The organism is Leptospira alstonii serovar Sichuan str. 79601 (assembly GCF_000347175.1).
GTDB classification, from domain to species: domain Bacteria; phylum Spirochaetota; class Leptospiria; order Leptospirales; family Leptospiraceae; genus Leptospira; species Leptospira alstonii.
The window spans coordinates 25,335-38,940 of the sequence record NZ_ANIK01000035.1; the positions used below are offsets into that span (position 1 = coordinate 25,335).

A 13,606-nucleotide genomic window follows, 5' to 3' on the forward strand; every position below is an offset into this window, starting at 1 on the left:
AGGTTTCTTTTTTTGTATGTTAGAGGATGAAAAAATCTCGATTGCGTCTCGTAGTGACATATCGATCCCACCGAAATCGTTTGCACTCGAAATCCATCTTCCCGGTTCTTCTAAAAATATCTTTTTTCCGATTGAGTATGTCACTCAAATCAAATCACACAGGTCTTTAAGTGCCGGTCGAGGAGGGATTTCACTTTCGATTCCCTTGCAAGAAGAATACGTAATTCAATACGGAGAAACAAAACCGCTTCCGCTTTCTCAAATTGAAAACCCGGAAAGTTTAAAATTCAAGGATATATTTCGGGTAAGAAGTCTTGTGTTTTTGTACTACGATAATTCTTCTCCAAGCACGAAAACGATCGGATTTAAAAAACTAAACGCAGGGAAGATAAAAAGTAGGGCTCTTGAGTATTCACCCGACGGTAAAAGTTTTGTAAGCGTACAAATAACTCCGATGGAGACTTTACTTACGGACACAGACTTTTTTATCGACTACCAAAGAGAGGAAGGCGCACCCCAAACAAGAACCGGCGAATCGTATGCGGGCGTGATTACAAGTGCAGCTAAGGTTTTTTTACAAGGACAACTAAAAGACCTTCTAAAGAACTTTTGGGACGAGTTTTTTTGTAAGCTTATGAACGTTACAAGATTCGCGGATCATCCAGTATTACGTCCGACCACTTCCCAAGATCCGAATGCGGCCTTGTCGATACTCTTACCTAAAAAAGCATACACGGAGTTTTTCGTATACGAATCCCAAGTAATTAGCTCTTTTACGATCGGACAGTACGTGAATTTTTGGGAGATTCTACGTTCCTATTTGTGCGAACCGCTCTATGAACTTTTTGTAGATCCGTTGGAAACTTTTGAGATAGAGGGAATTTTTGGAAAAGGGATTTCGTTTGGAGAAATCGGATCTCCTCACTTAGAAGAATACGAAGTCGGTAGTAAAGAATCAAAAGTAGTTTTTCGCCCGACTCCCTTTTATATGTTTTCAGAGGACGGTAAATACAGGGATTTAAAAAACTTCGGAATCGATGCGGTATATACGTTTTTACTAGAGGATTTAAAAAACTTTAGAATCGAAGAAAACGAGGAAAACGTGGTATCAGGGGTTCACGTAATTCAAAATACATTCCAGCAATTCGGTACCGTGTTATCAGAACCAAAATACGCGGATAAAATCAGATCCATATTTGGACCGAGACTTTTACACGTAAAAATTCCGGGACTCATTTTTAAGGAAGAAAACTTAAAAACTAAAAACAAAGAAAACTACAAGAAAGAACTTTCCGGGATTCGGGATATGTTATTTCGAATTTTTTGCGATTTGGAAGAATTAAAAATAACGAACGGATCTTTTGATCTTCCCTTTATTCCTCTAAGACCCGGAATGCCCTTTCAAATCCTTTTTAATCCTTCCAAAAAGTACCCTATATCCGAAGAAGAAATTTGCAAATTCGGATATATCACGGACGTAGTGGACGAATTTTCACCCGGTAGCGCAAAGGCAAATACGAACGTTTCGTTTAAATGGGGGCCTTCTTCTTCAAACTACGAAAGTAATTTTAGAAGTTAAAAAAAATTAAAAACCCGATTCTATTAAAAAACGAATAAAATATTAGTTGAATGTCTTCTTTTCTTGGACCCTTTGCGAGCGACGATACGCTTTCCGATTCTAGAAAAAAAGTTTTAAACGTATCCCAAGTGGAAATCGATTTTTCAAGTCCGCTCGGAACCTACAATTTAGGGGAAAATTTACAGGTCAATTCTACAGTTCTCCAAATACTCGTAAAAGTCGAGACGGCTTTTGACGATTTTCCGATTCTTACCGTCGGAAGTACTACGTCTCCCGATCTTTGGATGGACGGTTTTAACGTAGATTTGTCGGTTGCAGGGATCTACGTGGGATTTGGATTTGATTTAATCAAAACGACAACTCAGTGCAGGGTGTATTGGAATCCGAACGGAAGTAGCAAAGGAAGACTGAATGTTTTTCTAATATTTTCGGATAACTAAAAACTAAAAACGTTCCAATTGGAAAAAAATCGGTATTCGGACTTACATTCCGAATACCGGTATAGCTAGTGTTGGATATTTCTTTAAAAAAAACTTCGCTTGAAATTTAAAAGAAAAAATTATCCCTTTTTTTAAAAGAAAAAGCAGTCATAACGTCTAATTTAACAATATAGAATATGGTTCGCAAATTTGAAATCGAGGAGGGTGTGATTTATAACCTTTTTTATATGGGTCTTTCCGTACAGGGTTATTATTTCAGAGGCAACTGGATCTTATTCGGATTGTTTGCGGTTTTAATTAAAAAACTTAAAATTCATCCAGACGGTTACTTTTTAATCGCCTACAACTGTAATTATTTCAAAGTCCTTTATCTTTTTTTAAAAGGGGAATTTATTTCCAAAGAATAAAAAATCCCACCGTCCGATAACTAAGTTTTCTTGATAACAAGGTCTTGATGCTTGAGACCGCGTTTTTACATCCGTTCCAAATCCTAAAGGCTAGCCCCGAAGAACGAACCGGCGCGATCAAAATACTGGTTAGGGCTTCTTCCGAAAAAGAAGACCTCCAGGGCGAAGTAATCCTAAAGTCCGCGTACGCAGACCTCGACATGAGAAGTGAATTTCTCACACAAGGATACTTTGATTACAATCATCTAACCGACTTAATCGACAAAGAAATTCAGGATTTAAGAAGCAAAGGGAAACTTTCCGGGACAGAACTTGTAAATTTACAAAAAGCTAAAGTTGAATCAATCATCGGAGGGGTAGAACGGATCGGATTCAAAGACGATTTTCCACAAAATTTAGGAATTAAAAACGACGGATTGTATATCCAAGGACGCCTATTCCCGGAAAACAAATTTGCGGAAGAAATAAGTAAAGGGCTCCAAGCCGGTTTTATGGGATGGGGTGCGTCCGTTTCGGGATACGCAAGGCCCCAAGACTACCAAGGAAAAACGATTCGAAAAATACAACTTCGTAAATGCGCCATAGCTCCCCTTCAAGAAGTCTACAACCCCGACACTGCCGTACAATTAATTAAGGGTGCAGTTCTACTTCGCGATATTGAAAAAAGTTCGTTACCCGTTCCGAGTGAGGACTTACAAAACCCGGAAAGTTTAGACCGACTGTTTCGAATCGAAAGAAAACTCGATTTTTTATCGAAACTTTTTTTATCAGATCCGAACACACAAGACAAGTTTTTAGACTTAATCTTTTCCGATATTGCAAACCGGACTAAAACTCAAGAATTAAAACTCGGGTCTTCTTGGATTCGTTCCGTTCTTTCGGACGAATTCTATCTAGAAGGGGAAGACTTAGAGAATTTTACCGATCTTTTATTTTTAAAACTAAACGGAGAATCGTAATGTTAAAAGACGCGATTTCGCGATTAAAAGAAAGACTAACGACTAACGTAACAAAATCCTCGATCAATGAATCGGATTTACAGACGTTAGCCTCGACTGTGACGACCCTACTCGATTCTGGAAAAGTGGAACCCAAAACTGATAAAATAAAAGAGTGGGCCGTTTCGAAAGGCTTGGAAGAAGCCGAAGCCATTTCTTTTGCAGAGGAGGTAATTGATGCGTATTTTGACGATACGACTGATGAAACCGTTTCTAAATCGGAACTGGGGGATTCTTTAAATGGCGAAGAGGAAGAAGAATCTGAGGAAAAAAAGAAAAAGGAAGAAAAAGACAAAAAAAAGAAAAAAGAGGAAGAGGAGAAAAAAGAAATCGAAAAATCAAAATTTATTTCAGAGATTCAAAATACATTAGAAATACTTAAATCAGGACAGGAAACACTGGCCGCTGCAATCGAACATCTGCTTGATAACGCACGAGATAACCAGAAACTAAAGTCGGAACTTCTAACCTTAAAATCAGAAATCGGAAGTGTGTCTTGTCGACCCGCAAATACAAAAACACCCGTAACCACTCAAATACAAAAATCAAATCTAAACGGTCAGGTGGACGCTCGCGAAAGGGACAATGTAGCGAATAAAATCATTAAAGGAATCGAACTCGGTAAGTGTCAGTTAGAGGACGTTTCCTATTTTCAATCCACTTGGAAGCTTTCCGAGAGAGCCCAAAAATTCTTTAACGAATATAAGGAGGTTTTAAAATGATCGGTCCTTATTCCCTAGACCAATTAATCGAAATTAAAAAAGGGTTCGAAGCAAACACGGCTCAAAACGGCGCGGCTCCGTTTGTGGATTTTAATTCTTCGGGTGCAACGCTTTCCATGCAACTACTTGACAAAGTGGAAGTCGCTTTGGTGTCCACGGACAAGGACTTTAAGTTTTTAAAAGAAGTACCGAGAAGAGCCATCACTCAGACGCTTGCAGAATACAACCGCTACAAATCACACGGTGGCGGGTGGTACCATACGTCCAATATTGGACAATCCGAAGAGCCTAGTTTTCGAGACGCACAACTAGAACGTCTGTATAACGAAGTCAATTACAGCGCGGAAGGATTCTCTTTTAATAAAGTAGTCGATACGGTAACAAATGCCCAGGACCCGGAACTGATTCAATCCAACGCCGCACTCAGGCGCGCAATGGAGAATCAGATGAGACGTATTTGGTTTGGAAATAAAAAACACAACCGAAACGAACAGGACGGTTTTGAAACGGTCGCCAAAAAACTAGGAAAAGAATTTTTTACGGATTGTAGGGGTGCGTTACCCGCAATCGATCAAATGAAATATGTGACTTCCAAAGTCAGGACCAAATATTTCGGTCTCGTAAACTACGTAAAAATGCACCCGTCCACAAAAGCACTCTACGACCAAAATTTTGATCGTAACGGTTCCGGGATGGTCTTGCAAAATAACAGTTATTCTCCTTCAAACACTTCTCTTTCCAATATCGTCTATGGCGTTGCGGACTCGAACGCTAAAGACAATATGATTATTTTTGACGACGATATCTGGCTCGACCGTCATAGTTGGGGAGTACCTCAAAGGCTCGATCACAACGGAAATATGGTCGAAGGCGCGACAAGCGACAAGGAATCTCCTTCTACACCAAGCCTTTCAGTATCCGTAATTCCTTCCGTTCCGAATTCGTTATTTACGGGTTCGTATGTCGGAGACTACAACTACAGAGTTTGCGCGGGGACTCTAAGACACTTTTCGGCCGCTTGTCCGGAGGTAAACGTTTCGATTCCGAATGGAGGTGCCTCGGAACTTACGATTACACCGGGAGTCGGTGGAATACCGGAAACAAGATACGTGATACTTCGGGATACGACCCCGGATTCAAATCTACTTCTGTATATGCGGACAGTTGAAAGAAACTTAGTCGGTGCTACGACGATTATTCAGGATCTTAACGAGGATTTACCCGGTACTACAATTATGGTTCAGGGAGATTTTAACTCAAAGTCGTCAAGCGACGAAACAAGAACTTTGGTGTTGTCCGAGCTTCTTCCGTATACCAAAACCTTATTTCCCTACGGTGCGGGAGGTGTATTAAGGACGCGAGTCGGAATCGTCGAAAACTACAGCGCACTTCAAGAGTTAGCACCCGAGAAGTTCCACGTATTCACGAACGTTCCCGTAAGACTTTAGAATTATCTAATACGTTTATTCTCCTTACTTTAGAGGGTGAGTAATCACCCTTTTTTTAAATGGCAAATTTCGAATCGTTATACGCAAAAGGAAAGTTTCCAAGAACAAGATTTCTTTTGGAAAAAATCGCGGTTTCTGCAAAAGACTCCTGGACTCACAACACACTGAGTGCAAAACCCGCTTGGTGGGGAAAAATGGCGATGTCCAACCGTACAGGCGGGGGAGGTGGGATTTTAATTAAAAAAATTCCGGGAGGATATCAAGTCTTTCATCCGAATAAGGGAAAATACAATTATATGGCGGTGATTGAAAGGGGTAGAAGACGTTACGATATGCGTCCGGCTTTACTCGGAGGAAGTCGCGCACGTATGGGTGAAAACGGTCCTTATGTAATCGTCCCGGTCACTAAAAACGAAAATAAAACTCCCGTTTCTCCAAAAAACAATTCGATCAATTCCGTTATTATAAAGACCGGTTCTTTTAAGGAAGAAAACGCGCACGGTAAACTTGTAACCAGGAATAGATACAAATACAGACAAGACCCCGGAATGACCGGTCGCGGAAACGTATTTGCAAGCGAACAGGTTTACAAAAACGGGCATGTGCAGAGATCTTTTGTAAAATTTGTGGTAGTAACCGAAAGAAGTACGGATTTTTTTCAATCCGTGATACCGGCGCAAAGGGTTTTAGGTCGAGTAAAAGAAGACGTTAATCGCGCTCTAAAATCAAAACAATTAAAATCGGCCGTAGCCTTGGATACGAAGGATTTAATAAGTGAGCTATTAAGTAAGAAAAGAAAATGAAATTTTACTTTCGAAAACGATTTGAAATATTGATATACAAAAAAATAAGACTTTCCTTAATCTAAACGGTAAATGTCTGAAATTCAAAATCCACATGATCGATTGATTCGAGAGACGTTACAGGACAAAACCGAATCGATACCTTTTTTCCAAAAGAATTTACCCGAAAGTTTGGTTAAAATATTAGATTTAACTAAACTAGAATTGTCGGAATCCAGTTTTGTATCGGAAAGTCTAAAAGAGGAACAAACGGATTTACTGTTTACGATTCCTCTAAAATCGGGAGAAACTGCAAACGTTTATCTTCTATTCGAACACAAAAGTTATTTAGACGATAGGGTTTACAGTCAGCTTTTGGGGTACCTTTCCGCGATTTACAAAAATCAATTTAGAAACGAAAAAAAATACTCTGTAGTTATCCCTTTCGTCTTCTATCACGGGGAGAAAACTTGGGAATTAGGAAATCAATTTTTGGATCGTTTTTCTCTTACAAAAGAAGAAATGGTCGTTTTAAAGAATTACATTCCGGATTTTAGTATAGAATGTTTTGTTCTTTCGGATATAACCTTAGAAGAGAAGTTACAAACCATCACTTTAAGAGTGATTTTAGGAGTGGTTCAGCGAATTAGAGAAGGGGATCTGGAATTTACAGAACATTTGTCCGAGTTACTTAGGCTTTTAAACGACTTAGAAAACGAGTCTAAAAGGGTTGAAATTTTAAAAAAACTCTTTTTATATATCTATAGCATCAGGGATCTACAACCGACGGAAATAAAAAAAGTACTACTTGGATCTAAATTAGAGAAATACGAGGAATTGACCATGACTACCGCAGAGAGACTGAGAGAAGAAGGCAAGATTGAGGGAGAACTCAAAGGTAAAATCGAAGGTAAAATTGAAGGCAAAATTGAAGGCAAAATCGAAGACGCTCGCAATATGCTTTCGGAGAGAATTGATCTAAACGTCGTTCTTCGAGTCACGGGCCTTACTGAAAAAGATCTTAAAGATCACGGGGTCATTTAAGGGAACTTTATGACTACCGCAGAGAGACTGAGAGAAGAAGGCAAGATTGAGGGAGAACTCAAAGGTAAAATCGAAGGCAAAATCGAAGACGCTCGCAATATGCTTTCGGAGAGAATCGACCTAAACGTCGTTCTTCGAGTCACGGGCCTTACTGAAAAAGAACTTAAAGATCACGGAGTCATTTAGGGAACGATCGGCCCTAAATAAAATCCTTCCTATCCCGCAAAAAATAACACCCTTTCCGATTCTTTTTTTTCCTTATTCTTTTCTCTTAAATGGACGCAAATTTAAGAGAAGATGACATTCGCAAACAAGACGGACGGGACAAAGGTCTTGTATTAATCACGTATCCCGCTCCACCCGAAGACGTGGTAGTCGATTATTTTAGAATCAACATTCCCCTGACAGGACTTGAATACAGAAATATAAACGTACCGATAGAGCACGGACACCCTTTGTATCAAGAAGGAATATCCACAAAAGGTCCGAATACTAAATTTCCGAAAATCGGAATCGAATGCGCGACTGAAAAACACACTCAGTTTTTAGGATTAAACGAATTACATTTTGAAAATTCAGAAAAGTTTTTGGAGTATTTAAAAAAAATCTCAGAACTCCCCGAAAGCAGACGAATCGCTTCCAAATCTTTTTTAGACGAGTTTTCTAACAAAAAATACTTCCAACAGTTTCAATTCACTTGCGAGTCGGACGTAATTATCACCGGGTTTGTAACCGGTGCAGCCGGAAGAAACACAAACAAGTTTCTCTATGACTCCGCACTCGCTACAACTCTCCTACTCGCAAACGATTTACCCGTAATGTATCCGGGACTGACCGTATTTCTACCCGAAGACACGGAACCAAATCTAACAACGACCGATTTTTCAGAACCGTTCTGGGGATTTGAAATAAAATTAAAAATCGTACAAACAAAATCGATTTTTAGAACCAAACCCGCATTTCTTTTTCCCGATATTAAAACCTTTGACGTATCTTTAACGCGAAGCCGCACCCGATTCGAAGGTCGATTCGCTTTAAAGGACAAACAAGGTGGAACCGGAATTAAATCTTAAAGGAAAAGAAAAAAATTCATCTTCAAACAAGAACCAGACTCCCGAAGAGTTTCTACTAAAAAAAGAAACTCAACTAGGTAAAACGATAACCCCGCGCTTTCGGGAATATTTTTACCGGGAACTAAAAAGAGTCTCAAACCGAACTTTCGAAGACGTTTGGGAGGCCGTAAATGGGAACACGCGAGCCTGAGTTTTTAGGACGCGGATATATTCAACCCGGAGCGCGCGGTGCGTTTAGAACCAAACCCCAAAGTGCCGGAATCTCCCCCGACTTAAGCACCCTCATTTTAATCGGACCTTCCGACAACGGATACGACACAAACGACCAAACATTACACGTAACAAAACGAGTATTGGAACTGGGAAGCTCCGACGAAGCGAGGTCGGTTCTTTACTCGGGCGACTTAGCCGATGCGGTAATAAACGCATTTTCGCCTTCCAAAGATTCACGATTTGCAAACGGGCCTCAAACCATCAAAGCGTTAAATATATCTCCGAACGTTTCCGCAAGCGCACAAGCACCCACAAACGTATCAGGAATATTGAATACGATTAAAGCCACCGTACCGGGACCGAAAGGAAATCAGATTCGTTTTAGAATCACAAACAACGGAAGTATCATCCAAGTGGGGGATAGCGATCAAATCGTAACCTCTCAAACGATCGAAGCAAACGAAATCAGGATACAATACTCAGGAAACGCGGGAGCTGCAAACCTAACGTTTAACGGAATAGAATTACGAGTCACGTTATCAGGAACCCCTGCAACGGACACGAGTCGAGATTTGGTCGCCTTGGTAAAAGACTACGAAACTCTATCGGAACTGGTTGCGTATATTTCCAGTCAAAACGGATATAGCGCGGTTTTGTTGTCGCAACCCGATCGTAAAACTTACCACCTAGATTACATATCCGCAACAGACGCGGTGGATATAAAAACTCAAAACTTCACCCTAAAATCTCTTCTCCACCAGCAAGAAACTTTTTTTCTCTCAAACGGACTCGCTGAAATTGTCGCAACTTTGGAGAGAAAACCCCTTTCGGATATGGCTAGTTTTACGTATCTCACGGGCGGAAGAACGGGAGTCGTAACGACGAAAGCGTATTTAGATGCGATTGATACCGTATTTGAAACCGAGATTGCAAAAGGATTTTACGTCAACGTCTGCACTTCCATCGAACCGGTAAGACTTTATTTAGCCGACAAACTCTCAATCGGGAATTCAGCCGAAGGCTCGGATGAAAGATTCGGTGGAGCTGGACTTGATTTAGACAAGTCAATCGATGCGAGGATTGACGATATAAAGACGACGAATTCGGAATATATGGTACTCGGACTTTCTCCTGTTACGAGATACAAAGCAGACAGAGTCAATTTAAAAACATATCCGGGTTGGATGTTATCGGTACTGCACAACGCAATCAAGGCGGCGGCAAACGTAAGAGAGACGGTAACATACAAGGATTTGAATATAGTAGACGCGCCCGAAATTCTTTCCAAAACACAAATTAAAAAAGTATTAAGAGCGGGCGGACTTGTAGTCACAAGAAAACCGAATAGCGGACCGTTTAAAATCGAACTCGCGCTTACCAGTTATCAGGCCCAAAACCTAATCAAAAACCAGGCATCAACGGTTTGTACAGCGTTAGCTTTGGTAAAAGATTTTAGGGAATGGTTAAATGTTACCTTTACGGGAGAGGTACCGACAGATCCAAACGCACTCGGAACCAATTTAACGGACGCGGACATTCGAACCGCTGTAACACAACGATTTCGTAATGTATATATTCGCCAATACGGCTGGCTGACTCGAAACATCTACACCGGCGAAGACGCATTTGACGAAAACTTCGAAATACGACGCGACGGAGACGTAGCGTATTTCGTATTCCCCGACGGTAAAATCGTAACTCCGATCAATTACATGTTCTTTCTCTTAAACTTAGACGTCGTTCGCGGTGCTGCAACGGGAGGAAATTAAACATGGCAAAAAGTTCAAAACCGAATCCAAGAGTACTCACCGGAAACGACGCAATCGTTAAAATCAACGGACAATCCGTCGGGTTTATGAAATCTTTGCGAGTAAATATAAACAACAATCAAGGAAGAATTCAAGCGATCGGAAAAAGAAAACCGAAAGGACTTAAATCCCTCGACTGGCAAGGAACGGCGTCGGGAGAGTTCCATATATTGACAGTACCAACCGATGGGGTCGTAGTAATCGATACGTATGACGATGACAACGCGGACGACTTGTACGATATTTTAGTTTTAGACAAAAAAAGCGGGAAACGAGTGGGACTCTTAACGGGGGGAGTGAACACAGAAGGGTTTAGTATTCAAAATAACGAAATGAGTGGAAGGGAAATTGAATTCGAACTCGTGGATTGGGAACCGATGGAGGCATTTAACTAAAACGTAATACGTCTATTTTTTTAATGAATTTTATCGATATATATTTGGCTGTTATATAAAGCAAGGGCTACCCCTTTCGAAGTAGCCCCGCACCCTACACGTTACCATAGGGGGATATACTTTAAAAGCGTCGTCGTAGAAAGGAAATTTGTAAAGTAAAAATTGTATCGATACAATCATGCTAAAAAAATGAAACGGTTCGGCCCCAAATATAGAATAACGACCCTAACTATATACACTTCACATTCTCCGATAACAACATTTCAATTAAAATCTCGAATATGAGAATTCTGGAACCAAATAAACGAGTCACACTTTCGGCGAAATACGAAAGTGAAAGTTATTCTTTCGAGGCGGACATTGCAGATCCGAGTACGGAGCTTGATATAGAGATAGGAGTAGCGAAACGATTGGGAGGTGCGTCCTTAGAATCGATTCCAAATACGACGTACGGTTATATATTTGCGATAACGACCCTCGATCACGTAATTAAAGAGATACCGCCCGACTTTCCGATCGAAGAGATAGTTTCGTTTGAACAAATACGAGACAAAGAATTCGTATTAAGACTATTTAATGAATATAAGAAGAAAGAAAACTGGTTTCGATCGGAGTTAAAAAAAAATAGGGACGCTCGACGCACTCTCAAACGAAAAGAACCTGCTCGATCTTTTTTTAATGAAGGAGTTTCAAATTCTACCGAAGGGGGTAAGGCATCTGGGGAATCTATTTCTAGAACAAAAGAGGTTTTTGCTGGAGGCGACGTCGAGAGTGGATCTAACGAGTTTAAAGACCAAAACTCGACTATTGTCGGAGAAAAAACAAGTGGAGAGGATGAAATCGGAGGAGTTTTTAACGAACATAAGCCCGACGCTGATTCGTATCCTGGAAGAAGAGGCAGGGTTTTCACAAGAACAGATCCACGCGCAAGGTGAACAAAAAAGGGAAGAGATTTTGAAACGAATCGATGACGAATTAAAAATACATGGCCTCTGAATCCTTAGAAATAAAAGTACACGCAAAACCCGATTTTAAGGAAGTCGATCAAGGTTTTGATCGAATCGCCAAAAAATTTAAAAAAGGATTCTCTCTTTTTGGAAGTGGCGCGGGTGGAAGTGAAGACCAAAATTCAAAAAACAAAAAATCAAAAAAGAAAAGAAAACTAGAGGCCGCTTCCAAATACGCGGGGGGAAGTGCGTACGCGTCGAAAATCGGTGCCGACGGATCGGATTTAGACGAAACCGGCCACGGTGGATTTTACAATACTCTTGATAAAAAGATTTCAGCGGCTAAAGACCTGTTTTCGAAAAAGAAAAAAAAGAAAGAAGAAGACGAGGAAGAAAAGACTTCCTCGACAAAACCGGACTCATTCAAACAACTTCAGATCCAAAAATCGGAAATTAAAATCCAACACGCACATTTTGATAAAGGCGGGTTTGGAGGACTTGGGGGAAGCGGTGGAAATACAAATCCAAGTGAAGCGGGAGAAAGCGGAGGCGGCCTTAAATCCAAATTTCTTTCCGCTTTAGGTGCGACAATTCCGATCGCCGGAGCCGCGTTTGCAGTTGCGGGTGGGGTATTAAAAACAATCTCAGCAATCGGAGAACAGTACCACGCTTCCATGCAATCGCAAGCGTCTACAATCGGAGCCACAGGCGGATACGTGGGAGGAGGGGGAGGTTATTTTTCCAACTCGGAACTTGCACAAGCAAACGTATTTAAAAGTAGAGTGAGTGGGGAAAGTATATACCAAAAAGGTAATTTAATAGATTCAAATACGATTCAGTTTGCGGCGTCTCAAGGAAAGGGAATTGCAGACGTAGTTAAGGAACTGGAGACGATTCGAAAAGATTCAAAAAATGCGGATTTAGGATATTTAAGGGGAGGAGCGGCCGCTTCAGGGTTTACAGGACTTAGACAATCCGAATATATATCGAAACTTGCATCAATTTCTGAAAATTTAAGAAACAAAGGCTTTTCCGGCGACATTTCCGATTTTGCAAAATTTTCATCCGGATTCAATAGAAACGATTCCAAAATGGACCCTTCCAGACGAATGGCTCTCGCGGAAGACCTTTCCAACCAAGGAAGAAGTGGAGCGTTTGGAGGCGGAATTTTCGGTTCTCTCTCTATGAGTCATGCACTCGGAGCAAACGGAGGGGATATTTTTAAAGCGATAGAGGAGTCGGAACTAAGTCCCGGAAAATACATGTCGTCCGCGCTTTCAAGTCTTGATCCAAAAACAAGAGGACTTGTTCACAAATTACAGGGTGGAAGTTTTTCGGAAATGTCGAATATGAGTTTCGGGTACAAAAACTTTTCATCCGACAATTCTCGAATAAGCGCGGGATACAATAAGGGTCTAGAATTAGATAACCGAAAAAAAGAAACTTTTGCTTCGGACGTAGGAGCGCAAGCCGCCGAAGTTGGGTACAACTTAAATACGGCGATGATTCAAGTTTTTAAAGAAAATAAAAATGCGATGCTTGGTTTGACTGAAGTCGTTTCGAATATAGAAACAAAACTTCTTCCGGTAGTATCCACTTCAATTACAGGAATTGTCACGGGAGTAGAAAAGTTGTGCGAGTACTCAGAACCTGTTTTCGGAGCGATTTCCAAATTAATGTCATTTTCAAATCCGGCCGGTTTTTTAGTTCGTACCAAATAGAAACTTCCGATTTTTAATTTCGTTTTAAT

The 13,606-nt window shown here is 40.7% G+C and carries 15 protein-coding genes; all 15 read left to right on the forward strand.

The features are described 5' to 3' along the window. The first annotated feature begins 16 nt into the window (after positions 1–16). The 15 genes from LEP1GSC194_RS08465 (at position 17) to LEP1GSC194_RS08525 (ending at position 13,577) form a co-directional block, all read left to right on the forward strand. Positions 17–1,579, forward strand: coding sequence for a hypothetical protein (locus tag LEP1GSC194_RS08465; protein WP_020773260.1), 1,563 nt, complete (start codon positions 17–19; stop codon positions 1,577–1,579). A 50-nt stretch (positions 1,580–1,629) separates the two neighbouring features. After that, complete coding sequence (locus tag LEP1GSC194_RS08470) at positions 1,630–2,019, forward strand: hypothetical protein (protein ID WP_020773346.1); 390 nt, start codon at positions 1,630–1,632, stop codon at positions 2,017–2,019. 176 nt (positions 2,020–2,195) lie between these two features. After that, a complete protein-coding gene (locus LEP1GSC194_RS08475; protein ID WP_020773254.1) occupies positions 2,196–2,426 on the forward strand; it encodes a hypothetical protein in 231 nt (76 codons plus the stop codon). 47 nt (positions 2,427–2,473) lie between these two features. Further along, a complete protein-coding gene (locus LEP1GSC194_RS08480; RefSeq protein ID WP_020773311.1) occupies positions 2,474–3,385 on the forward strand; it encodes a hypothetical protein in 912 nt (303 codons plus the stop codon). After that, positions 3,385–4,146: a hypothetical protein gene (locus LEP1GSC194_RS08485; protein ID WP_020773208.1), complete on the forward strand. Its 762-nt coding sequence runs from the start codon at positions 3,385–3,387 to the stop codon at positions 4,144–4,146. The genes LEP1GSC194_RS08480 and LEP1GSC194_RS08485 overlap by 1 nt, the downstream gene beginning before the upstream one ends. Next, positions 4,143–5,594 carry a hypothetical protein gene (locus tag LEP1GSC194_RS08490; protein ID WP_020773330.1) on the forward strand — a complete coding sequence of 484 codons (1,452 nt, stop codon included), beginning with the start codon at positions 4,143–4,145 and terminating at the stop codon, positions 5,592–5,594. The genes LEP1GSC194_RS08485 and LEP1GSC194_RS08490 overlap by 4 nt, the downstream gene beginning before the upstream one ends. Positions 5,595–5,653: 59 nt before the next feature. Further along, positions 5,654–6,397: a hypothetical protein gene (locus tag LEP1GSC194_RS08495; protein WP_020773351.1), complete on the forward strand. Its 744-nt coding sequence runs from the start codon at positions 5,654–5,656 to the stop codon at positions 6,395–6,397. A 72-nt stretch (positions 6,398–6,469) separates the two neighbouring features. Next, positions 6,470–7,420, forward strand: coding sequence for an Rpn family recombination-promoting nuclease/putative transposase (locus tag LEP1GSC194_RS08500; RefSeq protein ID WP_020773215.1), 951 nt, complete (start codon positions 6,470–6,472; stop codon positions 7,418–7,420). A gap of 9 nt (positions 7,421–7,429) precedes the next feature. Then, positions 7,430–7,606, forward strand: coding sequence for a hypothetical protein (locus LEP1GSC194_RS22590; RefSeq protein WP_017807789.1), 177 nt, complete (start codon positions 7,430–7,432; stop codon positions 7,604–7,606). Positions 7,607–7,695: 89 nt separating this feature from the next. Beyond that, the gene (locus LEP1GSC194_RS08505; RefSeq protein WP_020773298.1) at positions 7,696–8,493 is read left to right on the forward strand and encodes a hypothetical protein; all 798 of its coding nucleotides are present in this window, start codon (positions 7,696–7,698) and stop codon (positions 8,491–8,493) included. Next, on the forward strand, positions 8,471–8,683 hold the full coding sequence (locus LEP1GSC194_RS22955; protein ID WP_081605063.1) for a hypothetical protein: 213 nt from the start codon (positions 8,471–8,473) through the stop codon (positions 8,681–8,683). The genes LEP1GSC194_RS08505 and LEP1GSC194_RS22955 overlap by 23 nt, the downstream gene beginning before the upstream one ends. Further along, a complete protein-coding gene (locus LEP1GSC194_RS08510; RefSeq protein ID WP_020773274.1) occupies positions 8,664–10,475 on the forward strand; it encodes a hypothetical protein in 1,812 nt (603 codons plus the stop codon). The genes LEP1GSC194_RS22955 and LEP1GSC194_RS08510 overlap by 20 nt, the downstream gene beginning before the upstream one ends. Positions 10,476–10,477: 2 nt before the next feature. Beyond that, entirely contained in the window at positions 10,478–10,909 is a 432-nt protein-coding gene (locus LEP1GSC194_RS08515) for a hypothetical protein (RefSeq protein ID WP_020773207.1), read from the forward strand. Between the two features lie 281 nt (positions 10,910–11,190). Beyond that, positions 11,191–11,844 (forward strand): hypothetical protein, encoded by a 654-nt coding sequence (locus LEP1GSC194_RS22960; RefSeq protein WP_020773249.1) that lies wholly within the window; start codon positions 11,191–11,193, stop codon positions 11,842–11,844. Positions 11,845–11,894: 50 nt separating this feature from the next. Beyond that, positions 11,895–13,577, forward strand: coding sequence for a hypothetical protein (locus LEP1GSC194_RS08525; RefSeq protein WP_020773192.1), 1,683 nt, complete (start codon positions 11,895–11,897; stop codon positions 13,575–13,577). Positions 13,578–13,606: the final 29 nt, after the last annotated feature.